The sequence below is a fragment of the Phyllobacterium sp. LjRoot231 genome (assembly GCF_964253365.1).
Lineage (GTDB): Bacteria > Pseudomonadota > Alphaproteobacteria > Rhizobiales > Rhizobiaceae > Phyllobacterium.
Genome location: NZ_CAXUQT020000001.1, coordinates 871,005 through 896,584, shown reverse-complemented (window position 1 = coordinate 896,584; position 25,580 = coordinate 871,005). Strand labels below are relative to the sequence as shown.

The following is a 25,580-nucleotide window of genomic DNA, read 5'->3' as shown; positions in this document are numbered from 1 at the left end:
AGGACACATCGCGATATTCAGGCAGCCCAAGGGCAACCTTTTACCACATGTCTTTGCGCTGGGACGTTCGAATATTCCTCTTTCAAAAATAACTCAACCGAAAATTTTCACCTCAATAAATTCAATCGGTTAGAATTGATGGGATTTACGTAAACGTCAACACAAATCATCCTACCAAAGTCGAAGCCGGTCATTTTTAACACAGGCAACGTATCAAAATGATGAAAGAATGACGAGCCGCATCACGCTCAATTGATGGGGTCAAATCTCTGCAGATCGTGTTTCCCTAGGTGGCTCATCCCTGCCTGCCGCCGCAAGATAGTCTTCGCTCTGCATCTCAAACAAACGCGATGCCGTGCGACCGAATTCAAAGGCCTCGGTCCCTTTTTTAGCTATATAAAGTTTGTCTGGCGAGGCGGCAGCCGAAATCACCACGTGCACATGGTAATCATAGAGAAGGTCGATCAAGATGATGAATCGCTTGGCTTCATTGCGTCTCGGTTGATCGAGCACCGGCACTGCGTCGATGAAGATTGTCTGATAGTGCCGGATGATTGCGGTATAGTCTGCTGCCCCGAGCGGCTTCGAGCAAAGATCGGCAAAGGTAAAACGCGCTACGTGCCGCGCTGCCTGGGGAATGATGACCGTGCGGCCTTTGACCTTGACGCTATCTTGCGCGATAGTCGCGCCATCGGTTGCCGCATGCCAGGCGTCGTCCATCAGCCGGTTCGTTTCGTCGTTCAACGGCGAAAGATAGACCGGCATGTGGTTCAACTTTTCGAGCCGATAGTCTGTACGGGCATCGAGGTTGATGACGTCCACGTGGGTTTTCATAAGATCAATGAACGGCAGGAAAAGCTGGCGGTTGAGACCGTCGCGATAAAGATTGTCCGGTGCAACGTTCGATGTGGCGACGAGCACCACGCCGCGTTCGAAGAGCGCGCGAAACAGCCGCGACAGGATCATGGCATCGGCAATATCGGCCACCGTGAATTCATCGAAACACAGAACCCAGGCTTGCTCCGCCAAGGCATCGGCGACAGGCGGGATAGGATCTTCCTGTTTCGTCTCGCCCTTTTTCAAAGCCTGGCGATGGGCGTTGATGCGTTCGTGCACATCCGCCATGAAATCGATGAAGTGCGCCCGGCGTTTGCGTTTGACCGGCACGAGCTGGTGGAACATGTCCATCAGCATCGTCTTGCCGCGTCCGACTTCTCCGTGGATGTAGAGACCCTTGACGATTTCGTGCCGCGGTGCCTTTCGGCTGAACAGCCAACCCAGCGCGCTGGATTTTATTGCAAGTCGCTTTGTTGCAAGGTCGTGGATCAGGCGATCAAAACGGTCTGCAAGACGCTGTTGCGAGGGATCGGCATCCAAATCTCCAGCCTGCACGAGCGAATCATAGCGCTCGCGTACGGAGGGAAATATCTTCAGATTATCATGCGACATGCGAAATGCAGTCTCCGGGCGCGCCTGTGGCGCGCTCCAAGTTTAGCTAACGCGACAGGCTGAGGTTCTGCCCGCCCGATGTCTGACCGTCGAATTTCGACTGACCCGACGAATAGAGCCGCGCCACCGTACCACCAGCTGCATCATAAAGCGTGAGCTGCTTGCCGCTCACAGCCCACGAAGAGAGGTTGGCAAGCTCGCCTGGGCAGCGGAGCGGACCAGCCCGATAGCCCTGACCGAACTTGGTCTGTGGCGTAGCGATCTTGCAGCTCTGCCCGCCCATCGAGGCGTTCCACACACCGGCTACATTGCTGGCAGTGAGGTCGGGAGCATTTTCCGGCGGCAAGGCGGCAACCTGCGTATTGCCCTGTGTACCTGGCGTATTGGTCGCGGTGGTTGGAGCAGTCGGAAATTGGTTGGAGCCGCCCGGAGGTGGCAACTGGCTCTGGCTTACAGCACCAGATGGCGCCGCCTGAAGCGGAGCGGGCGCGGACGAGACGGGGTCCATTCGCGAACTCTGGCATCCCGCCAGCACCATGCCGACCGCGGCAACGGCCAGCAAATTGACTTTCAAAGTCCCCATAACTTCAATTCTCCATCTGCGCATTTGAATTCAGAATGCGATTCCATTTAGCGCTCGTGACCATGATACAATGGTGATCCTGGCGAAATTTCAACCCGCACTCCGGAAAAACCGATGTTTTTCGGGCCGGGTTGCGCGTCAAAACCATCAAAAAATGGTGGAACTGACAATATCGCCACACTCTCCAAAGCTGCCCGTGATCAATCAAACCGGCGGCATTAACCAATTCAATCATTTCAAAGTGAATAAAGTCTTATGTATTGCATCAGGCTATGACGGAAATGTGTAGCGGAACCCGTTGAACTTACCCGCATCGTAAGATATTTCCTGACTATGACACTCATAAATAAATCTCCCAAAAGAATCCGCCACGAAACCCGCCTCCGCCTCGTTGAGGTCCGGGCCGTCAAACATATCACCCCGTTGATGCTGCGCGTGACCCTTGCAGGCGATCAGCTTGCGGGCTTCAGCAGCCCCGGCTACGCAGATCATATCAAGATATTCTTCCCCTCTGCCGGCAGCGAACCCGTTATGCCGGTGCCAGGGCCTGATGGCCTTGCCTTCCCATCGGATAAGCCCCGCCCGGAAATGCGCGATTACACGCCCCGCGCCTTTCACCCTGAGACCAATACTCTCGACGTTGATTTCGTTTTGCATGGCGACGGCCCTGCCTCAAGCTGGGCGGCACAGGCGAAAGTTGGACAAAAGATCGTGATCGGCGGCCCGCGCGGCTCGATGATCATCCCCGATGCTTTCGACTGGTATTTGCTCGCCGGTGACGAGACAGCCTTACCTGCGATCAGCCGTCGCCTGGAAGAACTACCCTCCTCCACGCGTGCTATTGCTTTGATCGAGGTCGCCAGCAGGGAAGAAGAGCAGTCGCTCGAAACCGAGGCCGGAGCAGAAATCATCTGGGTACATCGCAATGGCGCGGAAGCCGGCAATAATGAGCTACTATTGCGCAGGATCGAGCAGCTCGACCTGCCCGAGGGTGACTGTTACGCCTTCATCGCCGCTGAAAGCAGCATTTCAAAGGCCGTACGCAATCATCTCGTTGACCAGCGCAGTTTTAATACCGAGTGGGTCAAAGCGGCCGGTTATTGGCTGCGCGGCGTCGCCGATGCGCACGAGCCGCACTAAACGCCAGCTGGATAGAGTGCCAGTATCGTTGGAGCGCAGCATTGATGCGCGCTGCCACTGGCATTTCTTCCCCTTTTCCGCCATATAAGCCCTCTATCGACAGAAGACGGCAATTATAGGCTAGCGAAGGCATGGCAGCACACGCGCAATTTGCGAAGATGAACGGGCTCGGCAACGAAATCATCGTTGCCGATATGCGCGGGCGTGCGGACCGGATTACGCCGGAAGCAGCCATTGCGCTCGACCATGATCCCGCAACGAAGTTCGACCAGATCATGGCCATTCACGCGCCGAAGACCAGCGGCACGGAAGCCTATATCGAGATTATCAATTCCGATGGAACACAGGCACAGACCTGCGGCAATGGCATGCGCTGCGTGGTGCAAGCGCTGAGCACCGAAACCGGCAAGCGCGAATTCGCGTTCGAGACGATCGCCGGAATCCTGACGGCGCACGAGCACCCGGACGGGCAGATTTCCGTCGATATGGGCATGCCGCGCTTCGATTGGCAGGATATTCCACTTACCGAACCATTTCACGACACGCGCAGGATCGAACTGCAGATCGGTCCCATCGATGCGCCGGTCCTGCATTCGCCATCGGTTGTCAGCATGGGCAATCCACATGCGATCTTCTGGGTCGATCAGGATGTCTGGACTTACGAGCTGGAGCGGTTTGGCCCGCTGCTCGAAAACCATCCTATCTTTCCGGAACGCGCCAACATCTCCATCGCCCATGTGACCAGCCGTCACGCTATCACCTTGCGTACCTGGGAACGCGGGGCGGGTTTGACCCGCGCATGCGGCTCCGCCGCCTGTGCAGCCGCCGTTTCGGCAGCTCGTACTGGACGTACGGATCGTACTGTGACGGTAACCGTTCCTGGCGGTCCGCTTTTGATCGAATGGCTCGAAAACGATCACGTGATGATGACCGGGCCTGCCGAGTGGGAGTTTTCAGGCTTGCTCGATCCGCAGACCGGTGCGTGGCAACGTGACGAAACGCCATCGCAGGGAGCCGCCTGATGGCTGTTGACGTCGTCACTTTCGGCTGCCGGCTCAACACGTACGAGTCGGAAGTAATGAAGCGCGAGGCCGATGCGGCGGGTCTCGGCGGGCTGGAAAACGGTGCGATCATCTTCAATACCTGCGCTGTCACCAGCGAAGCAGTACGGCAAGCACGGCAGGCCATCCGCAAGGCGCGCCGGGATAACCCGGAAGCGCGTATCATCGTCACCGGTTGCGCCGCACAGACGGGCGCGGATGAATTTGCCGCCATGGACGAAGTCGATCTCGTTCTCGGCAACGAGGAGAAGCTGAAATCCAATTCCTATCGCATGCTGCCAGATTTCGGTGTCAACCAGTTCGAAAAGGTGCGCGTTAACGACATCATGGAGGTGCGCGAAACTGCATCGCATATGGTCGACGCTATCGAGGGTCGTGCCCGCGCCTTTGTACAAGTACAGAATGGCTGTGATCACCGCTGCACCTTCTGCATCATTCCCTATGGCCGGGGTAATTCCCGGTCGGTGCCGATGGGTGGCGTAGTCGAACAGGTCAAGCGCCTCGTTGGCAATGGCTATAACGAGGTGGTACTGACCGGCGTCGACATGACCAGCTACGGACCCGACCTCCCTGGAAATCTTCGCCTCGGCAAGTTGGTCAAAACTGTCCTCAAGGAGGTGCCGGATCTGCAGCGGCTGCGCCTCTCGTCCATCGACTCTATTGAAGCCGATGAAGACTTGATGGAAGCATTGGCGACTGAAAAGCGCATGATGCCGCATCTGCATCTGTCGCTACAGTCCGGCGACAATATGATCCTTAAGCGCATGAAGCGCCGTCATTTGCGTGAGAATTCCATCGAGTTTTGCGAGAATGTCCGCCGAATTCGTCCTGATATCGTCTTTGGTGCGGACATTATTGCCGGTTTCCCAACCGAAACGGACGAGATGTTCGAAAACTCGATCCGGATCGTCGAGGAATGCGGCCTGACACATCTGCATGTTTTTCCGTTCAGCCCGCGCGAAGGCACGCCCGCTGCGCGCATGCCGCAGGTAGATCGCAAGGTGGTCAAGGCTCGCGCGGCAAGATTACGTGCAGCGGGCGATGCATCCTATCGCAACCATCTGCGCCGCCTCGTCGGCACGACGCAGAGAATTCTCATCGAACGCGAAGGCCTTGGCCGGACGGAGGGTTTCACTCTCGTCGGCGTTGACGGCGGTATGCCGGGCCATATCATCGAGCGCACGATCAGCGGCCATGACAGCGACAAGCTGTTGGCCAATGATCGCGCGGCATAAACGTAATCAGCAAAGCAGTTTTCATGGCTCTGGGTTTCATCAAGAAGATATTTTCCTTCGGCAAAAAAGAGGTCGAAGAGGTTCCGGCTGACAAGCCCGTAGCCAAGCTTGAGCAGCCTCAAACAACCGAGCAGCTTTATGAGGATACGGCGGCACAGGAAGCGCTGTCTGAGCCTGGGTCTGCCGAAACTGAACCGGTTTTTGCGGAACAGGCAGTCATCGCCGAAGAGCCGGCGGCAGAGCCTGAAATTCTTCCGGAAGCCGAGCCTGTCATTGTCGAACAGACCGAAATCGAACCGACGCCGGTTGACGAACTCATCGTGTCCGCGGATGAGATTGAATCGCCAATGGGCGAGGCGGCGATCGAGCCGGTGTCTCTCCCCGTCCCCGAGGCTCCTGTCGCCGAGGTCGCGGAAACGCCGGAACCTGCGATTGCACTCAAGCCCTCAAAAGTAACGGTCAGCAAGACGGTCGAGGAAAAGCAGGCCGACGAACCGCTTCCGGTTGAGCCGCAAAAACGGCTTTCCTGGTTCGAGCGTCTGCGCAAAGGACTGTTCCGGTCTTCACAGCAACTCGGCGATTCCATTGGCAGCATCTTCACCCGGCGCAAGCTTGATGAAGATACGCTGCAGGACCTCGAAGATGTGCTGATCCAGGCCGATCTCGGTATGGAAACCGCCATCCGCATCACAGGCGCCTTGAGCGCCACACGCTACGGCAAGGATATCAGCACAGAGGAAGTCCGTGCCATCATGGCATCGGAAATCGAGAAGGTGCTAGGCCCAGTCGCCAAACCACTGGAGCTCGACCTTGCACATAAGCCGCATGTGATCCTGGTCGTCGGCGTCAATGGCACCGGCAAAACCACGACGATCGGCAAGCTTGCTGCCAAGCTTACCGCGGGTGGGCTGAGCGTGATGCTCGCAGCGGGTGACACCTTCCGTGCCGCGGCGATCGAACAATTGCACATCTGGGGCAAGCGCACCGGCGCACCGGTGGTGTCGTCCAAGCTCGGCGCCGATGCGGCGGGTCTCGCCTTCGATGCGTGGAAACAGGCGAAGGAGGCTGGAAGCGATGTACTGATCATCGACACAGCCGGCCGCCTGCAGAACCGGGCCGAACTGATGGACGAACTGGCGAAGATCGTTCGTGTGCTTGGCAAGAACGATCCCGAAGCGCCGCATACGGTATTGCAGACGCTCGATGCGACGACAGGCCAGAATGCGCTCAATCAGGTCGAAATCTTCAAGAATATCGCTGGTGTCAACGGTCTTGTGATGACCAAGCTTGACGGCACGGCGCGCGGCGGCATCCTTGTCGCCATCTCGGCACAACACAAATTGCCGGTCTATTTCATTGGCGTAGGCGAGCAGGTCGAAGACCTCGAACCTTTTGCCGCTGGCGATTTTGCCAAAGCCATCGCAGGAGTTGCATGATGGAAGAATCCATATTCGAACGCGATCCGTCCGATCCGGCGGTTAGAACCGATCCTGCACGCAAGGAAATCAATCCGCTGCTCAAGCTGGCTCTGGAACTGGGTCCGCTCATGGTCTTTTTCTTCGCCAATTCACGCGGCGAATGGCTGATGGAACGTTTTCCTGTGCTGGCCAATATCGGCGAGCCGATTTACATCGCTACCGCCCTGTTCATGGTGGCAACGGCGATTGCGCTTGCCGCATCGTGGATTCTGGTTCGCAGCCTGCCAATCATGCCGCTGGTCTCAGGAGTTTTCGTTCTTGTATTCGGCGGACTTACATTGTGGTTTCATGACGACACATTCATCAAGATAAAGCCCACCATCGTCAACGCGCTTTTCGGTGTCATATTGTTGGGCGGGCTCTGGTTTAGCAAATCGCTACTTAGCTACATATTTGACAGTGCTTTCAAGCTCAGCCCGGAGGGATGGCGCAAGCTGACTATGCGCTGGGGCGTATTCTTCTTGGTTCTGGCGGTTTTGAACGAGGTGGTTTGGCGCAATTTCTCGAATGAGACCTGGGCGGCTTTTAAAGTCTGGGGTACCATGCCTATCACTCTGCTCTTCACGTTCGCGCAGATGCCATTGGTGATGAAATATTCGATCGAACAAGCGGCACCCGAAAAATCAGCACGCAAAGACACGTAATTTTACAAACCGCCACAATTTTCACCGGTTCGAGACGAAATCCCGCCGCGATCCGCGCTCAAGAATTGCAGCATCCGCAACAGTTCTTCAAAAGGCGCAATCCATGAAAACGGTTCTCATCGTGATGACCCTGATGGGTTGCGACTGCGATGCGAAAATCTGCGAGTATATAAAGACCGCAGATGCAGGCTGGACCAGTATCGAGCGCTGCCGAGCAGACCAGGAGAGCCAGATTCGCCAGAATACCAAGGTCGACTATCCGCTGATTACCGCGACCTGTACCGTAAAATCCGCTCCCGGGCCCGTGGTTGCCAGCCGGTCTTTTACGGTTCCAGAGCCTGCTGCAGACCGGCCGATAGAAACGCTTGCCCTTGGCACGCCTATTGTTGCGCCGGTTACGGTCGCAACGAAAACGACGTTCGGTTATCGGATGATCACCGTCCCGCTCACTCACGCCTATGACAGCACTGCAACTGCTGCAACGAGGGCTGCAGGCTGGGTACGGCGCTATGCCATGCTGGAAAACTGAAAGACCTTTTACTGTGCCTTCAGCGCTGCCTCAATGGCAGGCATCAAATCGTCACGGATCGAGTCTTCAGTGAAAGGTCCAACATGCTTGTAGGCGACGATGCCGTCCTTGCCGACAAGAAATGTTTCCGGCACGCCGTAAACGCCCCACTCGATTGCGGCACGGCCGTTCGTGTCGGCTCCGATGGCTGCATAGGGGTTTCCTAGGTCGTCGAGGAAGCCGAGTACGTTCTCGTTTTTATCCTTGTAGTTCAACCCGGTCAGACGAAACCGCTTGTCCTGCGACAATTGCATGAGCAGCGGGTGTTCGACACGGCAGGGCACACACCAGGAACCAAACACATTGATGAGTGTGACTTGCCCCTTGAAGCTTGCTGGATCGAGCCCCGGAACCGGCAGGCCATCCTTCTGCAAGCCACTCACGGCCGGCAACGATACATTGGGTGCAGGCTTGCCAATCAACGCCGACGGAATGACCGATTCATCGCGGCCCGACGCCAGTTGGAATGCGAAAACGGCAGCCAAGGCTGCAAACAGGAGGAGCGGCAGGAAGATAAAAAACAGGCTGCGTTTTCGCGGAGACTTTTCGATTTGTTCCTGACCGGTCACGATTTGCCATCCGTCTTCGTCTCTGACCTGCGCCGTACGCCGCGCGATTCGAGCTCCTGTAGCGCCTGTCGCTGCGTGCGCTGATCGACGAAAATCCACCCGATCAAGGCAGCAAGTACAATGATGGCGGCTCCATAGGAGGCAAGCACGAATCCCATGTGGCTCATCATTGTGCGGTTCCCCGGTCAGCGCTGCGGGCAGCAACGCGGCGCATCGCTGTAACACGGCGACGCCAGATTTCATTGCGCATGGCCATGATATGCAAGGTGAAAAACAGAAGGGTAAAGCCGATAGCCATCACCAGCAGCGGCCAGAGCAATGACGGATCGATGGTTGAGCCACCCATGCGGAAAACCGATGCGGGCTGGTGCAGCGTGTTCCACCAGTCGACCGAAAACTTGATGATCGGAATATTGATGAAGCCGACAAGGGTCAGGATTGCAGTGGCTTTTGCCGATTTTGCCGGATCATCCATGGCGCGGGTCAGCGCGATGATCCCGAGATACATCAGGAACAACACAAAGACGGAGGTGAGGCGTGCATCCCAGACCCACCACGTGCCCCACATTGGCTTGCCCCAGAGTGAGCCGGTGATAAGGGCCAGGGCGGTGAACACGGCCCCGATCGGTGCAGCAGCCTTGGCGGAAACATCGGCCAGCGGATGGCGCCATACGAGTGTTCCAAGCGCCGCAATAGTCATGATCGTGTAGCACATCATCGAGAGCCAGGCGAAGGGCACATGGATGAACATGATCTTGACCGTCGAGCCCTGCTGGTAGTCGTCAGGTGCGTTCATCGACATCCAGAAGCCGATGCCGAGCACAAGCACCGTCAATCCGCCGAGCCATGGCAGAACGGTGCCAGCCAAGCTCAAAAACCGCGTGGGGTTGGCCAGGTCAATCCATCGTCCGGTCTTGGATACTGTGTCGCTCATACTAAACTCTTAGCTTTCTGATGCCCTTTTCGCAATTCACCACTCTGTCAATCGGCCGAAGACTTTAATGCTGCTGCGGCTGCTAGTGGTCCCAGCACTGCAAAAAACAGTGTAATCGCAGCCAGAATAAGGAAAGGTGCCAGAAATGGTGCGGGATCTTCAACTGCGCCATAGGACGCAGACACGCCGAAAATCAGGACCGGTATCGTCAGCGGTAGAATGATCACAGAAACCAAAAGACCTCCACGCGGCAACGAAACCGCAACCGCCGCGCCGACAGCACCGATGAGCGTGATCGCCGGTGTGCCAACCAGAAGGGTCAGGGCGGTCGCACCGATGGCTGCTGGTTCCATGTTCATGAAGAGCCCAAGCAGCGGTGAAGCGATAACCAGCGGCAAGACGCTGACTGTCCAATGAGCCAGACATTTGACGAGTACCGTCAGTGCAAGCATGTGCCGCTCCGACGCCATGATCAGCAGATCGAGCGAGCCATCATCGCGATCCGCCTGGAATAGGCGGTCAAGCCCAAGCAACGTTGCAAGCAGAGCGCCAATCCACAACATGGCCGCACCGATACGGGCAAGCAGCTTCAGGTCAGGACCCACGCCGAAGGGAACGACCGCAATCACCGCCAGAAAAAACAGGATGCCGACCAACGCGCCGCCACCGGCGCGTAATCCTAACCGGACGTCGCGGAGGAATAGTGAGCCCATTATGCGGCCGCTCCCAAAGCCAATTCCTTCGATCCCTCGAGCCCCAGTGGCAGATGGGTCGCGGCGACAATTATCCCGCCGCTTGTCAGATGGTGATGCATCAATCCGGCGAACTGCGTCTCAGACGCTTTGTCCAATCCGGCGGTTGGCTCATCCAGCAGCCACACCGGCCGGTCGCTGATCAGAAGCCGGGCGATGCTCACACGGCGCTTTTGCCCCGTCGAAAGATAGCCGAAAGGCAGGTGACCAATCTCGCCAAGACTGACGCGTTCGAGTGCCTCGGTGATCGAACACTGGCTTGTGCCGTTGAATGACTGCCAGAAACGCAGATTTTCATCGACGCTAAGGATCGGTTTCATGGCATTCAAATGGCCGAGGTAGTGAGTGGCTGCACTGAGCCCTTCAAACGCGGCTGGCGCGTCGTCAAGCCAAAGCCTCCCCTCCGCCTGAGCGAGCAGTCCTGCGATGATTCGCAGCAAGGTCGATTTGCCGGAGCCATTGGGGCCGGTGACCAGCAGCGCTTCACCGGCAGCGACGGCAAAACCGAGCCCGGAAAACAGCAGCTCGCCACCCCGCTCTCCACCCAAGTTTTCGGCAATTAACCGCATGAATGACCCGCTTTTTAACACCTTCGGATACCGCGTGATTATTTCGACGCAGCACGCAATTTTGACCAATTCCGGTCTGGCACAGATCGGCGAAAAACTCTATATAGCTGACAACCATACCAGCGGTCGGTGTGGAAACCATTTTGGCCGATCTCGAATACAGGCGCCGGTTTCGGGCCTGTAGCGGGACGGACAGCGGAAATGACTGCACCCGCACCTTAGCGCGTCCTTGAAACGCGGCAAAGGCGTTCGTCCCGGGTTTAGGCCTCAGCATAAGGACGAACGCAAAAATGTCTCAGATTGACAGTTTCAAATGTCGTAAAACCCTCACTGTGGGGGACAAGGAATACGTCTATTATAGTTTGACCGAAGCCGAAAAGAACGGCCTGGAAGGCATTTCCCGGCTTCCATTCTCGATGAAAGTTCTCCTAGAAAACCTGCTTCGCTTTGAAGATAACCGCTCGGTTTTCAAGAAAGACATAGAGGCTGTGGCCGCATGGCTCGTCGACCGCGGCAGCGCCGGTGCGGAAATCGCCTATCGTCCAGCTCGCGTCCTGATGCAGGACTTTACCGGTGTTCCAGCAGTCGTGGATCTTGCAGCAATGCGCGACGCCATGGTCAATCTCGGTGGCGATCCTGAAAAGATCAATCCGCTCGTGCCGGTCGACCTCGTCATCGATCACTCCGTTATCGTCGATGAGTTCGGCAATCCCCAGGCTTTCAAGCGCAATGTCGATCTCGAATATGAACGCAATGGCGAGCGCTACCGTTTCCTGAAATGGGGTCAGCAGGCGTTCAAGAATTTCCGCGTCGTTCCACCAGGCACCGGCATCTGCCATCAGGTCAATCTCGAATATCTCGCGCAAGGCGTGTGGACCAGGGAAGAGGATGGCGTGACCGTCGCTTATCCGGATACCTGCGTCGGCACCGACTCGCATACGACCATGGTCAATGGCCTCGGCGTTCTCGGCTGGGGTGTGGGCGGTATCGAGGCTGAGGCCTCCATGCTTGGCCAGCCCGTTTCGATGCTTCTGCCGGAAGTCATCGGCTTCCGCCTGACCGGCAAGGTCAAGGAAGGCGTAACGGCAACCGATCTTGTTCTCACTGTCGTGCAGATGCTGCGCAAGAAGGGCGTTGTCGGCAAGTTCGTCGAGTTCTTCGGGCCTGGCCTCGAAAGCATGACGCTGGCTGATCGTGCAACCATCGGCAATATGGGTCCGGAGTATGGCGCAACCTGCGGCTTCTTTCCGATCGATCGCGAAACCATCAATTACATGCACATGTCAGGACGCGACGAAGAGCGTCTGGCTCTCGTCGAAGCCTATTCGAAAGCGCAGGGCATGTGGCGCGAACCGAATTCAGCCGATCCGGTATTTACCGATACGCTGGAACTCGATCTCGGCACTGTTGTTCCTTCGATGGCTGGACCGAAGCGTCCGGAGGGCCGTATCGCACTCGAGGGAATCGCATCCGGTTTCCGCGAATCCCTGGAAAAGGAATACAAGAAGACCGCGCATCTCGACGCCCGCTATGCGGTTGAAGGCGAGAATTATGATCTCGGACACGGCGACGTTGCCATCGCCGCGATCACATCCTGCACCAACACCTCCAACCCGAGCGTACTGATCGCAGCGGGCCTTCTTGCCCGCAACGCGGTTGCCAAGGGCCTGAAGTCCAAGCCATGGGTCAAGACGTCGCTTGCACCGGGGTCCCAGGTCGTTGCTGCCTATCTCGAAAGTGCTGGTCTCCAGAGCGAGCTCGACAAGCTCGGTTTCAATCTGGTCGGTTTCGGTTGCACCACCTGTATCGGTAATTCCGGTCCGCTTCCCGCGCCGATCTCCAAAACCATCAATGACAAGGGTCTGATCGCTGCGGCCGTTCTATCCGGCAACCGCAACTTCGAAGGCCGCGTGTCACCGGACGTGCAGGCAAACTATCTGGCCTCACCACCCCTCGTCGTTGCCTACGCACTCGCTGGTACTGTAACCAAGGACCTGACCACCGAGCCACTGGGCGAGGACAGACAAGGCAATCCGGTATTCCTCAAGGATATCTGGCCGTCTTCACACGAAATTCAGGAATTCATCACCAAGAACGTCACCCGCAAACTGTTTTCAGCCAAATATGCGGATGTATTCAAGGGCGATGAAAACTGGCAGGCGGTAAAAGTTCCGGCTGGCCAGACCTACGCCTGGGACGATCAATCGACCTATGTGCAGAACCCGCCATACTTTGTCGGCATGGGCAAAACACCGGGCAAGGTCAACGACATCAAGGGCGCCCGCATCCTTGGTCTCTTCGGCGACAAGATCACGACTGACCACATTTCTCCGGCCGGTTCGATCAAGGCGGCTTCCCCTGCCGGGCAGTATTTGACCGAGCATGGCGTTGCTCCGCTGGACTTCAACCAGTACGGCACACGTCGCGGCAATCATGAAGTGATGATGCGCGGCACCTTCGCCAATATCCGCATCCGCAACCATATGCTTGGCGAAAATGGCCGTGAGGGTGGCTACACGATCCACTATCCTGCGAAGGAGGAGATGCCGATCTACGATGCGGCCATGCGATACCGTAGCGAGAACGTTCCGCTGGTGGTCTTTGCCGGTGTCGAGTACGGCAACGGCTCGTCGCGCGACTGGGCAGCCAAGGGGACCAGCCTGCTGGGCGTTCGCGCCGTGATTGCCCAGTCTTTCGAGCGTATCCACCGTTCGAACCTGGTTGGCATGGGCATCGTGCCGTTCGTTCTCGAAGACGGCACGAGTTGGCAATCGCTGGCGCTCAAAGGTGACGAAATCGTCTCGATTGAAGGCCTGGCCACGATCCAGCCACGCCAGAAGACATTTGCCACCGTGACCTACGCCGATGGCAGCGTCAAACAGGTGCCGCTGATTTGCCGTATCGATACGATCGACGAACTGGAATATTTGAAGAACGGCGGCATTCTGCAGTACGTTCTACGTGATCTAGCTGCCTGATTGCTCAAAAAATCGTGCAGATGGAAGGTCGCCGGGCAACCGGCGGCCTTTCGACTAAGGGCAAGACGAAACGTGATCGAATTCACCTCAAAGTGACTTCCTGTTGAAACAATCGGCTCCTATCAATCTTCTGGCAATTAATCTGACAGACAAGAACTAAGAACACTCGGGAAGAATTAGAAACATTGTCCCTGCGCACCCTATCCAGACGTATTGTGATCAGCGCACTGTTCGTGGCGGCAATGGCCTACGTGCTGCCCGTCCGCGCCGAGGATTCCGGCGAGAAGCCGGAGGGTGTCGTCGAGCTTTATACGTCTCAAGGATGCGTATCGTGCCCGCCAGCAGATGCAGTGCTGAAGGCGCTTGCGACGGAAGGAAAGGTTGTCGCATTGGCCTTCCACGTGGACTATTGGGACTACCGCGGCTGGACAGATAGCCTTGCTGTGCCCGAAAACACCGACCGTCAGAATGCCTATCGTACCGCTCTGGGCTTGAACGGCGTTTATACGCCTCAGGTGATTCTCAATGGCCGTGAGCATATGAACGGCCAGGATGGACAGAAGATTCGCAGACGTATTGCAGAAACGCGCAACACGCCTGCTGGACTTACCATTCCTGTATCCATCGAAAAGACTGCACGGGACCGGCTGATGATCGATATCGGTTCGGGCCCCGCCGCGACCAATCCGGTTCGGGTTCTGTTGGCCTATTTTAATCGCGAGAGCATCATCACCATTCCCGATGGCGAAAATGTCGGGCGCAAGGTCAGCTACGCCAATAGTGTGCGGGCGATGGAAACGGTCGGCATGTGGGATGGAGCGGCGCAGAAGATCGAAATCCCGCTAAGCGAGATTGCCAGCAAGAAAGCGTCCGGATGCGCAGTGCTGCTGCAGGAGATGCTGGGCGAAGGCAAGCCGGGACCGATTATCGGCGCGTCGATTATGGCTGCGAAACCTTGACCCGCACAGAAAAACAGGCCGGATAAATCCGGCCTGAGGTATTGGGGCATGCTGCCATAGAGAGACTTATTGGTTCAAAACCGAGCAACCCGTTGGGCGGGGGGCTTGGGGTATCGGACTGTCCGGAACGAACCAGTCTCAGGCAACATGCAACCAATGTTGGGTGCCGAATCCGGCGGGAATGCGTGCAGATAATGGCGGGAATGTGTCACGCCATCACCATTGGATTCACAACGTATTGCTTCGTGAGAAAATACACAAAACAGTTCGTAAGCCAGCGATGTTGCGCCTTCTCATCACTCCGGACTTGTAAAATGACGCGGATCAGGCCACCTTTATGTCATCCACGTGTCACACAACAGTTTTCAAAGGCGGTTGATTGATGGACAGCAATGCAGGTGGCGACGAATCGCAACAGCACGCTAAACTTATCTCCCTTATCCGCACCAACGATTTGCCCGTCACCTTCAATAGGCGCGAGCTTGACCAGATTCTGCGAATATATGGTTTCATGGTATCTGCCGGCGAGTGGCGGGACTATGCCATCGATCATTTGATGGACCGTGCCGTCTTCTCGATCTTCCGGCGAACCAGTGAAGTACCGATGTTCCGGATAGAGAAAAACCCCAGGCTCGCGCGCAAACAGGGCGCATACAGCGTCATTGCCGCCAGCGGTCTCATTCTCAAACGCGGCCAGGAACTGGATCGGGTGCTCAGGGTCTTCGACAAGAGCCTGAGCGTCGTACGGAGTTAAGATTTCAGCGGGGGCTTGCCCGGCAAGGTCTCTGAACCGCCATTCATGTCCAGCTGCATCAGCACCGTGTCGAGCCAACGGCCATGCTTGAAGCCCGATGCCTTGATAGTTCCCGAGTGTTTGAAGCCCGAGCTTAAATGCAAGCGTACCGACGCTGATGCATCGTGACCATCGCCGATGACCGCGATGAACTGGCGGAAGCCGAGAGAGGTACAATCCTTGATCAGCTGTTGCAGCAAGGTCTTGCCAAGCCCCTTCCCCTTGGCCTCGGGTGCAATGTAAATCGAATCCTCGACTGACCACCAATAGGCCGGACGCGTCCGGAAGTAGCTGGCATAGGCATAGCCGATCACTACGCTATCGAGTTCCGCAACAACGTAGGGAAACCCGTCTGATGTGATCGCGTGGAAACGCCGCATCATCTCTTCCGTATCGGGCGGGTCGATTTCGTAGGTCGCCGTTCCGTGCAGGACCGCGTCGCGATAGATTTCGGTTATGGCGGCAAGGTCGGCAGGACGTGCCGAACGGATTTGAATCTGGGACATGGTATTTCGCAATGAAGATGATCTTGCACGCTTCATGCACTTCTTTGCGCGGAATTTGAAGGGGCGCAGTTGCGAAAATTGTCACCGCATCGCCAGCGGCAATGGGCAAACGAAAAGGGCAGCGTTTCCGCTGCCCAGATCTTCAACTCTCGTGTTCGCAAGGCCTAGTTGCGGTTACCGAGGAACTGCAGAAGGAACATGAACATATTGATGAAGTCGAGATAGAGCCGGAGAGCACCCATGATCGCCTTGCGGCCATAAGTGTCCGACGTATCGCCTTCGTAGTACATTTCCTTGATGTTCTGCGTGTCATAGGCAGTCAGGCCAGCGAAGACCAGAACGCCGATAGCGGAGATTGCGAACTGCAAAGCGCTCGACTGCAGGAAGATATTGACCAGCGAGGCGAGAACGATGCCGATCACGCCCATGAACAGGAACGATCCCATCGCGGACAGATCACGCTTCGTGCTGTATCCATAGAGCGACAGAGCGCCGAAGGAAGCAGCCGTAATGAAGAACGTCTGAACGATGCTTCCGGACGTAAAGACCAAGAAGATCGAGGACAGCGAAATGCCAACGAGCGCGGCATAGACCCAGAATGTCGTCTGGGCTGCAGATACACTCATTTTCTCGATGCGGAAACTCAGAAAGAACACTGCGGCAAGCGGTGCCAGCATCACGACCCAACGCAGAGGCGAGCCGTAGATCGCAACGCCAAGATTTGTCAGCATCTTGCCGTTCGGCAATTGCGCGGCGGCAAGAGACGGATCATTGGTGGTTGCGAGATAAACAATTGCAAGGGCGGCGAAACCGGTCACTGCAAGACCGATACCCATCAGGTTATACACCTTCAGCATGTAGCTACGTAGACCTTGATCGATCCCCGCGTCCACACGCACTCCGGCCGATGTACGGGCCTGGATGTTGCGATAGTCAGCCATGGTTTTCCTCATTTGCTTCGTCCCGTCGGGTGTCGGGGACTATCCCCAGGCGCCGCTGGCGGGACCCCAGCATGCCTTAGTGGGAATTATGGTGATTTAAACGCCTTATAACAAGACCTGATTTACTCAAGATCGCGTGTTGTGATCCCAAATTACCCTGAATCGGCACAATATTACATCGTTTTAATCATTCAAAGGTTGCGCAATATTGGCGCCGCCTTCTGGCCGAGTATTCGCCAAGTGCCAGCAAGGCCAAACCCTATGGTCAACACCAGCGCGACTATCACGGTCATGACCGCCACTTCAGGTTGGAATGAGGCTGGCAATGTCATGACCCGCACGATCACATACCAGGCAGCCACACCACCGGCGAGCAACGCAAAAATGGCGGTCGAGAAGCCCAGCAGCATATATTCGAGCGTAAAAGCCTTAATCAGCGTGCGTCTGGTCGCCCCGAGCGTCTTTAACACGACCGCATCATGGACGCGTGCGCGGTTTCCCGCCGCGAGAGCACCGCCGAGCACCAGGATCGAAGCTATGAGTGCTACCGACGCTGCCGCGCGAATAGCGACTGCCAATTGTCCAACCAGCTCATTGGCGATGGTGATCGCATCCTTGACCCGAACCGTCGTCACCGCCGGAAAGGCACGAGTCACTTCGCGCATGACCGTGGCTTCTTGCTGCGAGCTGGCTGTGGGGTCGGTCAAGGTCGCCAGCCATGCATGCGGCGCGCCGGTGAAGGTGTTCGGCGAAAACACCATCACAAAGTTGATGGCAAGGGATTCCCATTGCAGCTGACGAAAATTGGCGATCCGCGCGGTGACGTTACGGCCAAGCACGTTGACCGTAACGGTATCGCCAATCTTCAGGCCAAGATTGGCGGCCTCTTCCGCGGAGAACGAGACGAGCGGTTCGCCGGAATAGTCTGCTGGCCACCACATGCCTTTTGTCAGTGTCGAGTTTTCCGGCACGTTCTTCGCATAAGTGATACCGCGGTCACCGCGCAACACCCATGCACCCTCGGGCGGAATGGTCAATTTGGTGATATCGGTGCCATTGAACGCGACGATGCGACCGCGCAGCATCGGCGCGCTGACGATCTTGCCATTCGGCGCCGCATTTTGCAGGAGGCTGGTGAACTGCTCGACCTGCGTGCTCTGAATGTCGACAAAGAAGAAATTCGGCGCCCGTTCGGGCAGGTTACCCGCCAGTTGTTGGCGCAGACTACCGTCGATAAGTGCAAGCGTAACGAGAAGCGTCAATCCCAGACCAAGAGACAGGACTACGGAGGGAGTGAGGGCACCGGGCCGGTGAATATTACCAAAAGCAAGTCGCAGCGCTGTCGATCGCACGCGCGGCGCACGCCGCGCAAGCCACTGAACCAGACCCGAAACAGCGCGCAAAACGACGAATGAGAACGCAACCGCGCCGATAAAGACCAGGGCAATTCGCCGGTCATAGGCGAAAACCACCGCGAGCAGGCAAAGGATGGCGATAAGAGCAATTGCAGCCGCGACGTAGATTGGCTTCGGCCAGCCCCGCTGTTCAAACCCCTGTTCGCGGAACAGCGCCGTTGCCGGAACATCCCTTGCCCGCCCCAAGGGTAATATGGCGAACGCAAGGGTCGTCAAAAGTCCAAACAGGGCGGCCCACAGCAATGCGCCGGGATAGAAGCCACCCTTCGAGGCGATGGGCAGAACGCTTTGCAACGCGTAGCCAGCAACATAAGGAATAGTGGCGGCAACCACGAGGCCGATGAGAATGCCCACCAGCGCTATGATGACGATCTGTATCAGATAGACCGCAATGACAAACCAGCCAGGGGCGCCAAGCGATTTGAACGTCGCAATGACCCCGCGCTTGCCATCAAGATACGATCGCACCGCGTTGGCCACGCCGACACCACCAACGATCAGGGAGGTCAGCCCAACCAATGTCAGGAATTGCGAAAACCGTTCGATATTGGCGCTGAGCGAGGGCGCCGCATTGGTCCGGCTGCGTATAGTCCAGCCGGCCTGTGGAAATTGTTTCTGCGCTTCGTCGCGTATGGCTGTGATCGCCGCTTCCGTCGTGCCCACGGGCAAGGCGATCTTGTAGCTGTGATCGACAAGGCTGCCCGGCTGGGCAAGGCCGGCAGCCCCCAGCCCTTCAAGCGAAACCATAAAACGGGGTGCAAAGCCAAAACCATCGGAGAGCAGATCCGGCTCATTGGTGATGACGGAGCGCAATTCGAACGTTGCAGTACCGAGGAGAACCCGGTCACCAAGCTTCAGATTCAGCCGGTCGAGAAAGATCTGAGCCACGGCTGCGCCAAAAACCCCATCCCTTTCAGCGAACAGTGCCCCATGATCGAGCGCAGGCGCTGTCTCCAGCGCTCCATAGAGCGGATAGGCATCATCCACCGCCTTCACTTCCACCAGCGACTGATCAGACCCATCGCCGAGCCTTGCCATGGATCGCATATTGGCACTGACAGCGACACGGCCCTTACTGTCCAGAAAGGCCCGCTCGTCCGGGTTGACTTCGCGCTGATTGAGCTGGAAACGGATATCCCCGCCAAGGATGCTCTGGCCTTGAGTGGAAATACCCGCCGTAACGGAATTTGCGACCGAGTTGACACCGCCAATGGCAGCAACACCAAGCGCAATACAGGCGAGAAAGATATAGAACCCGGACAGACCGCTCCGCATTTCGCGCAGGGCGAAACGCAAAGCCAGTTTCAACGATGGTGAAGTGCGGGCTGGAGATATCTCACTCATGCGCTTTTCGCCAGCTCCGGCGCATCTTCATCCGCTTCAATCAGGCCGGATCGAACGCGGATTTCCCTGTCGCAGCGCGCGGCGAGCGTCGCGTCATGGGTGACAAGAACCAGCGTGACGCCAAGCTCCTTCTGCTTCTCGAACAGAAGATCAGCGATCTGGCGGCCTGTCGTCGCATCAAGGTTGCCCGTTGGCTCGTCGGCAATAAGGATCTTCGGCGATGGGGCAAGCGCGCGGGCAATCGCAACACGCTGCTGCTCGCCGCCCGACAGTTCGCCTGGATAATGCGTAACGCGGTCGGCAAGACCGACGGCTGCAAGAACCTTTTCCGCAACGCCAAAGGCATCCGGATTTCCCGCGAGCTCAAGCGGCACGGCAACATTTTCCAGTGCCGTCATGTTTGGAATAAGATGAAAGGATTGGAATACGATACCGATATTCCGGCCACGAAAGGCCGCGGTCTGATCCTCGCTCATGGTCTCGAGCTTCTCGCCGGCAATCTGGACCGAACCGGAATCCACGCGCTCAAGACCGGCGAGAACCATCAGCAAGGTTGATTTGCCCGAGCCGGACGGCCCGACAATGCCGACTGATTGGCCGGAGTTTATGTTTAAGGAAATGCCTTTCAGCACATGCACCGAGGAAGCGCCGCTGCCAAGTGTCAACTCAATGTGATCAAGCGCGATAACGGATTTAGTCACGAAGCACTTCCTTTACGGTATGGTCGGCACCAAGTTAACTGAAGCTGGTCTGATATGGGTACCCAAGAATGAGATTCAAACCATTGATACAGTTCTTCGTTTTATCTGGTCTTGTTGCCTCGCCATCCTTGGCCTTGGCCAATCAAAATGCCGTGTCTGACCGCCCGTTGGCGGTCGTGGGTTTCGGCGACAGCCTCATGTCCGGCTTCCAACTGCCGATCCAGGATTCCTTCACTGCTCAGTTGGAAAAAGCCCTCAAGGACAAGGGCATCAACGTGACAATCACCAATGCAGGTGTCGCAGGCGAAACGACCACTGACGGCGTTTCCAGGCTGGATTGGTCAGTGCCCGAAGGAACTGATCTGGTGATCCTCGAATTCGGCGCCAATGACGCGCTTCGAGGCATCTCTCCAGACATCAGCGAGAAGAACCTTTCCGATATCCTTGAGAAACTGAGGCAGCGCAATGTTCAGGTCATTCTCGCAGGCATGCTCGCGCCCCCGAATATGGGCAACGATTATGCGGAAAAATTCAACGCGATCTTTCCACGTCTGGCGGAGAAGTATGATGTGCCTCTCTACCCCTTCTTCCTGGACGGGGTGGCGACAGTAAAATCATTGCAACTCGCAGATGGAGAGCATCCAAACACCGAGGGTGTTGCCAGGATGGTTGAAGGTTTTCTGCCGCTCATGGAAAAGACCATAAGCCAACACACCGCATCACAATAGGCGTTCAACGAGCTCACACGACATACAGCGACCGAGGTCCGCCGTCTTTTGGATGAGCCGTGTCTAATTTGTCGCGCCGGAGGATAATCTGAACTTACGTCTTGCCCACGAGTTCATTCAATGATTCTCTAGAGTTGCAACTCGATTCGGGGAGGATGCCTTATGCCGCGTCTCTTTACTGCCCTCGAAATCCCGAGGGACGCCGCTCTCTCACTGTCGCTCTTGCGCGGTGGCCTGCCAGGTGCCCGATGGATTGATGTCGAAAACTATCACATCACATTGCGCTTTATCGGAGATGTCGAAGGCCATATCGCCGACGAGGTCGCCAATGCGCTCGACCGTATCCGGCGACCAGAATTCACGCTGCAGCTTTCGGGCGTCAATGCTTTCGGCTCCAGGAAACCGCACAGTCTTGTCGCAGGAGTCTCGCCCTCGCCGGACATTCAGGCACTGCATGCAGAGATCGAACGCATCTGCCAGCGGCTTATGCTGACGCCCGATCAACGCAAGTTCACCCCGCATGTGACACTGGCGCGGCTGCGCAATGTCCGTAACGAAGGAGTCGCGCACTATTTGTCCTCACGCGGAAACTTTTCCACCGCGCCGTTCACAATCGGACGGTTCGTGCTGATGTCTTCGCGCGATTCCATTGGTGGCGGTCCTTATATTGTCGAGGAAGCCTGGCCGCTAGAGGCGCCGCGCTCTTCCTATCAGAACCGTGTTGAAAGGCCTTTGGAGGCCGCCAGAATCATTCGGTAGACGCGTTCGAAATCGGCACTCGTGCCGTAGTAGGGATCCGGGATCTGTTTGGCCTCACCGAGTGCAAGCTCGTAGAACATTCCAACTTCGGCGGTAGCATTGCTCGGCCGACGCCCCCGAATGGTCGCGATGTTCTCCCGGTCCATACCGACAATCAGATCGAAGCGGGTGAAATCGTCCGCAATAAGTTGGCGACACCTTTGAGTTGAAATGTCGATGCCGTGGTGGCTGGCGATGGCCATCGAACGTTCGTCAGGCAACTCTCCCGTGTGATAGCCATTGGTGCCGGCGGAATCGACGAGCATGCCATCAACCTTTCCCTCCGCCGCGAGGACCGACCGGAACACGCCTTCCGCCAACGGTGAGCGGCAGATATTACCAAGGCAGACGAAGAGAACGGAATGAATCGGAAGAGATTTCATGGGAGCACTCTGATTAGACGTGAGATGTGCGGTGGCTGGATGCTGCAACAATTTCACCGAAACTCTTGCAGCTCGTTATAGTTCTTCCCATGTTGTCACGGAATAGTTTTGAAGGAAAAGGAATGGACGACGCGAAGATTGGTGAAATTCTTGAGCCCGGGAGCGAGCATCAGCAACGCTCTCGTGAGGAGCGCGTTCGCGCGCGCTTCTGGAAGACGGCGCGCAAAGCTGCGAAGTCCATTCCATTTCTCGACGAAGTGATTGCCGGCTATTTCTGTGCGCTCGATCCTGCTACACCGACCAAGGTACGCGGCATTCTTCTCGGCTCGCTCGCCTATTTCGTATTGCCGCTCGACTTCATTCCCGACTTCATATTTGGCCTCGGTTTCACCGACGATGTCGCCGTTCTCATGGCTGCGTTGAGCGCCATTCGTAATCATATCACACCAGCGCATCGCGCGGCCGCACAAAAGGCGATCGAGAATTTCGATCGTGACCCCTCGCCTGCCAATTGATTCGTTGATCATCACAAGGATGTGAAGTCTCGAAACGTCAAAGTCTCGCCGCTTTTGTTTGGCTGGAGTTCGTAGGTGGGACTTTAACGAGGACGCGATATTCGTAGCTCTGAAAATTTGCTCTATCTTCACCGTTTGGTAACCCAGATTAAGTCAAATTAAGAGAAGCGAACTGGACAATGCGGCATCCGGATAATCTTCCGAGCCATTGCCGGTTCACGAGTTATGAAGTGCCCGAGAAAACTGGTAGGTAAAATGTTTGGAAAATCAATCGTAGCGATCTCTGTGCTCATGTTTGGGCTGACAGGAACAGCGCTTGCCCAGACCCCAAGTCAGATCAGCCAGTTCAACGCGTGGGGTGCTTACAGCTACCAGCAAGGCAATGGTAAAGTCTGCTACGTCCTTTCTGTTCCGATCGACAAGCAGCCTGCCAAGATCGATCATGGCGATAACTTTTTCATGGTGAGCCAGAAGCCGGGTCAGAACGTCAGTTATGAGCCACAGTTCAAGGCCGGCTACGATTTACAGGAAAATTCGAAGGTAGTCGTGAGGATCGACGATCGCTCTTTCTCCATGTTTACCAGTGGCAGCCATGGCTGGATGGAAAACGCCGCTGAGGAGCCCCAACTCGTCGCGGCTTTGCGGGCCGGACATCAGATGTCCATCAACGCGGTCTCGAAGCGCGGGACCAAGACAAGCTATGCTTATTCGTTGAAGGGTGTCTCGGCTGCTCTGAAAGCTATCGCGACCTGCAAGTAACATACCGTAGAAATGTTGTTAAAGAGGGCCGAATGTAATTTTCGGCCCTTTTGCATGTAGAGGTGACGTGCGCGCCGGAACGTGGTATGAGCCCCGCTTCCGACAAGAACGTTAGAAAACTCCATGTCCGTATCGCTTGACCTGACACCTCCTGTTGCCCGGGACAAATCCCGTGACGCTCTTCGCGCCGCGATGGTTGAAAAGCCGTCTCTGATTGGCCTGTCGCGTGCGGAAATGGGTGAGGCGCTGGTTGCCATCGGCGTGCCGGAACGTCAGATAAAGATGCGCGTCGCCCAGCTTTGGCATTGGCTCTATGTGCGCGGCGTTTCCGATTTCGCCGATATGCTGAACATTTCCCGGGACATGCGTGATTTGCTGGACCGGCATTTCAATATTGCGCGTCCGGAAATCGTCGAAGAGCAAATCTCCAACGATGGGACACGTAAGTGGTTGTTCCGGTTCCCGCCACGCGGTGCCGGACGTCCTGTCGAGATCGAAACCGTCTATATTCCGGAAGAAGGCCGTGGCACGCTGTGCATTTCCAGCCAGGTTGGTTGCACCCTCACCTGCTCCTTCTGCCACACGGGCACGCAGAAACTCGTCCGCAATTTGACCGCCGAAGAAATTCTGGCTCAGCTGCTGATCGCCCGCGACCGTCTCGGCGATTTTCCCGATCGCAATACGCCGGATGGCGCCATTGTTCCGGCTGAGGGCCGCAAGGTTTCCAACATCGTCATGATGGGAATGGGAGAGCCGCTGTATAATTTCGAGAACGTCAAGAAAGCTCTGCTGATCGCCTCCGACGGCGATGGCTTGTCGTTGTCCAAGCGCCGGATAACATTGTCAACGTCCGGCGTCGTACCCGAGATTTATCGCGCAGGCGAAGAGATCGGCGTCATGCTGGCAATCTCGTTGCATGCGGTGAACGATGATCTGCGCGACATGCTCGTGCCGATCAACAAGAAATATCCGTTGAGGGAATTGCTCGACGCGTGCCGGGCCTATCCAAGCCTGTCCAATTCCAAGCGCATCACCTTTGAATATGTGATGCTCAAGGGCGTCAATGACTCGCTCGACGATGCCAAGCAGCTCGTAAAGCTGCTCAAGGGCATTCCGGCGAAGATCAATCTGATCCCGTTTAATCCTTGGCCCGGGGTGAATTACCAGTGTTCCGACTGGGAACAAATCGAAAAATTCGCCGATTACGTCAACAATGCCGGCTATGCCTCGCCGATCCGCACCCCGCGCGGACGTGATATTCTGGCAGCCTGCGGTCAGTTGAAATCAGAATCGGAACGCATGAAGAAGACCGACCGTCTGGCGTTTGAGGCGGCCATGATCGCCGGGCATGGCGAAGATTGAGCCACGTCCTGTTTTATCTGTTGCGATTTGCCCTGATTACATTCGGGTTCATCTGTGCGATTTTCTCCGCATCGCTATTCCTTAACCTGCTGCTGCTCGGCAGTTCCGAATTGATCGGGTCTGAGGGGCCATTTCTCTATCTGACCGTTCCGGCTTTCGCAGTGGTGATTGGCTACAGCATTTTCTTTCCGGCGGCGATTCTTATTCTTTATGCCGAGCTGACGGCCTGGCGCGATTGGCTGTTCTATGCGCTCGGCGGGGCTGGCATTGCCATTGTCATCATTGTCTGGAAATGGCGGCCGCAGACGGAAGACATCAGCACCTTCGCTGCAATCCTTGCCACCGGCGTCGTCGGGGGGGGTCGTCTACTGGCTGATCTCAGGACGTAGTGCGGGCTTGATCGCACAGCTTCCGAA

At 56.5% G+C, this 25,580-nt stretch carries 27 protein-coding genes; 15 read left to right on the top strand and 12 right to left on the bottom strand.

The features are described 5' to 3' along the window. Positions 1–261: 261 nt before the first annotated feature. Positions 262–1,449 (bottom strand): cell division protein ZapE, encoded by a 1,188-nt coding sequence (zapE, locus tag ACSQ3H_RS04285; RefSeq protein WP_436115897.1) that lies wholly within the window; start codon positions 1,447–1,449, stop codon positions 262–264. A 46-nt stretch (positions 1,450–1,495) separates the two neighbouring features. Further along, complete coding sequence (locus ACSQ3H_RS04280) at positions 1,496–2,032, bottom strand: protease inhibitor Inh/omp19 family protein (protein ID WP_436115896.1); 537 nt, start codon at positions 2,030–2,032, stop codon at positions 1,496–1,498. Between the two features lie 333 nt (positions 2,033–2,365). Here ACSQ3H_RS04280 and ACSQ3H_RS04275 point away from each other — a divergent pair, with 333 nt between their 5' ends. The 6 genes from ACSQ3H_RS04275 to ACSQ3H_RS04250 all read left to right on the top strand — a co-directional run bounded on the left by ACSQ3H_RS04275 (position 2,366) and on the right by ACSQ3H_RS04250 (position 8,119). Beyond that, positions 2,366–3,172: a siderophore-interacting protein gene (locus tag ACSQ3H_RS04275; RefSeq protein WP_436115895.1), complete on the top strand. Its 807-nt coding sequence runs from the start codon at positions 2,366–2,368 to the stop codon at positions 3,170–3,172. A 131-nt stretch (positions 3,173–3,303) separates the two neighbouring features. Then, positions 3,304–4,194 (top strand): diaminopimelate epimerase, encoded by an 891-nt coding sequence (gene dapF, locus ACSQ3H_RS04270; RefSeq protein ID WP_436115894.1) that lies wholly within the window; start codon positions 3,304–3,306, stop codon positions 4,192–4,194. Next, complete coding sequence (gene mtaB / locus ACSQ3H_RS04265; protein WP_436115893.1) at positions 4,194–5,468, top strand: tRNA (N(6)-L-threonylcarbamoyladenosine(37)-C(2))-methylthiotransferase MtaB; 1,275 nt, start codon at positions 4,194–4,196, stop codon at positions 5,466–5,468. The genes dapF and mtaB overlap by 1 nt, the downstream gene beginning before the upstream one ends. Before the next feature lie 23 nt (positions 5,469–5,491). Continuing rightward, positions 5,492–6,904, top strand: coding sequence for a signal recognition particle-docking protein FtsY (gene ftsY / locus ACSQ3H_RS04260; protein ID WP_436115892.1), 1,413 nt, complete (start codon positions 5,492–5,494; stop codon positions 6,902–6,904). Then, positions 6,904–7,590, top strand: a complete 687-nt coding sequence (locus ACSQ3H_RS04255) for a septation protein A (protein ID WP_436119345.1) — start codon at positions 6,904–6,906, stop codon at positions 7,588–7,590. The genes ftsY and ACSQ3H_RS04255 overlap by 1 nt, the downstream gene beginning before the upstream one ends. 103 nt (positions 7,591–7,693) lie before the next feature. After that, positions 7,694–8,119 (top strand): hypothetical protein, encoded by a 426-nt coding sequence (locus ACSQ3H_RS04250; protein WP_436115891.1) that lies wholly within the window; start codon positions 7,694–7,696, stop codon positions 8,117–8,119. A gap of 8 nt (positions 8,120–8,127) precedes the next feature. Here ACSQ3H_RS04250 and ACSQ3H_RS04245 read toward each other — a convergent pair whose 3' ends face one another. The 5 genes from ACSQ3H_RS04245 to ccmA are packed head-to-tail and all read right to left on the bottom strand — an operon-like array spanning position 8,128 to position 10,982. Further along, a complete protein-coding gene (locus ACSQ3H_RS04245) occupies positions 8,128–8,727 on the bottom strand; it encodes a DsbE family thiol:disulfide interchange protein (RefSeq protein WP_436115890.1) in 600 nt (199 codons plus the stop codon). After that, positions 8,724–8,897, bottom strand: coding sequence for a heme exporter protein CcmD (gene ccmD, locus ACSQ3H_RS04240; protein ID WP_436115889.1), 174 nt, complete (start codon positions 8,895–8,897; stop codon positions 8,724–8,726). Before ccmD ends, ACSQ3H_RS04245 begins: the two co-directional genes overlap by 4 nt. Then, positions 8,894–9,661 (bottom strand): heme ABC transporter permease, encoded by a 768-nt coding sequence (locus tag ACSQ3H_RS04235; RefSeq protein ID WP_436115888.1) that lies wholly within the window; start codon positions 9,659–9,661, stop codon positions 8,894–8,896. Before ACSQ3H_RS04235 ends, ccmD begins: the two co-directional genes overlap by 4 nt. Before the next feature lie 47 nt (positions 9,662–9,708). Further along, the gene (gene ccmB, locus ACSQ3H_RS04230) at positions 9,709–10,374 is read right to left on the bottom strand and encodes a heme exporter protein CcmB (RefSeq protein WP_436115887.1); all 666 of its coding nucleotides are present in this window, start codon (positions 10,372–10,374) and stop codon (positions 9,709–9,711) included. Continuing rightward, positions 10,374–10,982, bottom strand: a complete 609-nt coding sequence (ccmA, locus tag ACSQ3H_RS04225; protein WP_436115886.1) for a heme ABC exporter ATP-binding protein CcmA — start codon at positions 10,980–10,982, stop codon at positions 10,374–10,376. The genes ccmB and ccmA overlap by 1 nt, the downstream gene beginning before the upstream one ends. A gap of 290 nt (positions 10,983–11,272) precedes the next feature. Between ccmA and acnA the strand changes: the two genes are divergently transcribed. The 3 genes from acnA to ACSQ3H_RS04210 all read left to right on the top strand — a co-directional run bounded on the left by acnA (position 11,273) and on the right by ACSQ3H_RS04210 (position 15,673). Beyond that, complete coding sequence (gene acnA, locus ACSQ3H_RS04220) at positions 11,273–13,960, top strand: aconitate hydratase AcnA (RefSeq protein WP_436115885.1); 2,688 nt, start codon at positions 11,273–11,275, stop codon at positions 13,958–13,960. A 185-nt stretch (positions 13,961–14,145) separates the two neighbouring features. Beyond that, positions 14,146–14,919 carry a DUF1223 domain-containing protein gene (locus tag ACSQ3H_RS04215; protein ID WP_436115884.1) on the top strand — a complete coding sequence of 258 codons (774 nt, stop codon included), beginning with the start codon at positions 14,146–14,148 and terminating at the stop codon, positions 14,917–14,919. A 382-nt stretch (positions 14,920–15,301) separates the two neighbouring features. Continuing rightward, positions 15,302–15,673, top strand: a complete 372-nt coding sequence (locus ACSQ3H_RS04210; protein WP_436115883.1) for a DUF2794 domain-containing protein — start codon at positions 15,302–15,304, stop codon at positions 15,671–15,673. Here the strand turns inward: ACSQ3H_RS04210 and ACSQ3H_RS04205 are convergent. The 4 genes from ACSQ3H_RS04205 to ACSQ3H_RS04190 all read right to left on the bottom strand — a co-directional run bounded on the left by ACSQ3H_RS04205 (position 15,670) and on the right by ACSQ3H_RS04190 (position 20,619). Further along, positions 15,670–16,218 (bottom strand): N-acetyltransferase family protein, encoded by a 549-nt coding sequence (locus ACSQ3H_RS04205; protein WP_436115882.1) that lies wholly within the window; start codon positions 16,216–16,218, stop codon positions 15,670–15,672. The two genes, ACSQ3H_RS04210 and ACSQ3H_RS04205, sit on opposite strands and share 4 nt — an antisense overlap. A 164-nt stretch (positions 16,219–16,382) precedes the next feature. Continuing rightward, positions 16,383–17,159: a Bax inhibitor-1/YccA family protein gene (locus ACSQ3H_RS04200; protein ID WP_436115881.1), complete on the bottom strand. Its 777-nt coding sequence runs from the start codon at positions 17,157–17,159 to the stop codon at positions 16,383–16,385. Between the two features lie 191 nt (positions 17,160–17,350). Next, on the bottom strand, positions 17,351–19,918 hold the full coding sequence (locus tag ACSQ3H_RS04195; protein ID WP_436115880.1) for an ABC transporter permease: 2,568 nt from the start codon (positions 19,916–19,918) through the stop codon (positions 17,351–17,353). Then, positions 19,915–20,619 (bottom strand): ABC transporter ATP-binding protein, encoded by a 705-nt coding sequence (locus ACSQ3H_RS04190; protein ID WP_436115879.1) that lies wholly within the window; start codon positions 20,617–20,619, stop codon positions 19,915–19,917. The genes ACSQ3H_RS04195 and ACSQ3H_RS04190 overlap by 4 nt, the downstream gene beginning before the upstream one ends. 68 nt (positions 20,620–20,687) lie before the next feature. Between ACSQ3H_RS04190 and ACSQ3H_RS04185 the strand changes: the two genes are divergently transcribed. Both ACSQ3H_RS04185 and thpR read left to right on the top strand, forming a co-directional pair. Further along, the gene (locus ACSQ3H_RS04185; RefSeq protein ID WP_436115878.1) at positions 20,688–21,347 is read left to right on the top strand and encodes an arylesterase; all 660 of its coding nucleotides are present in this window, start codon (positions 20,688–20,690) and stop codon (positions 21,345–21,347) included. Positions 21,348–21,509: 162 nt separating this feature from the next. After that, a complete protein-coding gene (gene thpR / locus ACSQ3H_RS04180; protein ID WP_436115877.1) occupies positions 21,510–22,106 on the top strand; it encodes an RNA 2',3'-cyclic phosphodiesterase in 597 nt (198 codons plus the stop codon). On the opposite strand, the gene ACSQ3H_RS04175 is transcribed toward thpR, so the two are convergent. Further along, positions 22,058–22,528 carry a low molecular weight protein-tyrosine-phosphatase gene (locus ACSQ3H_RS04175; RefSeq protein ID WP_436115876.1) on the bottom strand — a complete coding sequence of 157 codons (471 nt, stop codon included), beginning with the start codon at positions 22,526–22,528 and terminating at the stop codon, positions 22,058–22,060. The genes thpR and ACSQ3H_RS04175 overlap by 49 nt on opposite strands. Positions 22,529–22,650: 122 nt before the next feature. Between ACSQ3H_RS04175 and ACSQ3H_RS04170 the strand changes: the two genes are divergently transcribed. The 4 genes from ACSQ3H_RS04170 (at position 22,651) to ACSQ3H_RS04155 (ending at position 25,553) form a co-directional block, all read left to right on the top strand. After that, positions 22,651–23,043 carry a YkvA family protein gene (locus tag ACSQ3H_RS04170; protein ID WP_436115875.1) on the top strand — a complete coding sequence of 131 codons (393 nt, stop codon included), beginning with the start codon at positions 22,651–22,653 and terminating at the stop codon, positions 23,041–23,043. 255 nt (positions 23,044–23,298) lie between these two features. Next, a complete protein-coding gene (locus tag ACSQ3H_RS04165; RefSeq protein ID WP_436115874.1) occupies positions 23,299–23,802 on the top strand; it encodes an invasion associated locus B family protein in 504 nt (167 codons plus the stop codon). A gap of 123 nt (positions 23,803–23,925) precedes the next feature. After that, positions 23,926–25,164 carry a 23S rRNA (adenine(2503)-C(2))-methyltransferase RlmN gene (rlmN, locus tag ACSQ3H_RS04160; RefSeq protein WP_436115873.1) on the top strand — a complete coding sequence of 413 codons (1,239 nt, stop codon included), beginning with the start codon at positions 23,926–23,928 and terminating at the stop codon, positions 25,162–25,164. Further along, entirely contained in the window at positions 25,161–25,553 is a 393-nt protein-coding gene (locus ACSQ3H_RS04155; protein WP_436115872.1) for a hypothetical protein, read from the top strand. Before rlmN ends, ACSQ3H_RS04155 begins: the two co-directional genes overlap by 4 nt. Positions 25,554–25,580 lie beyond the last annotated feature (27 nt).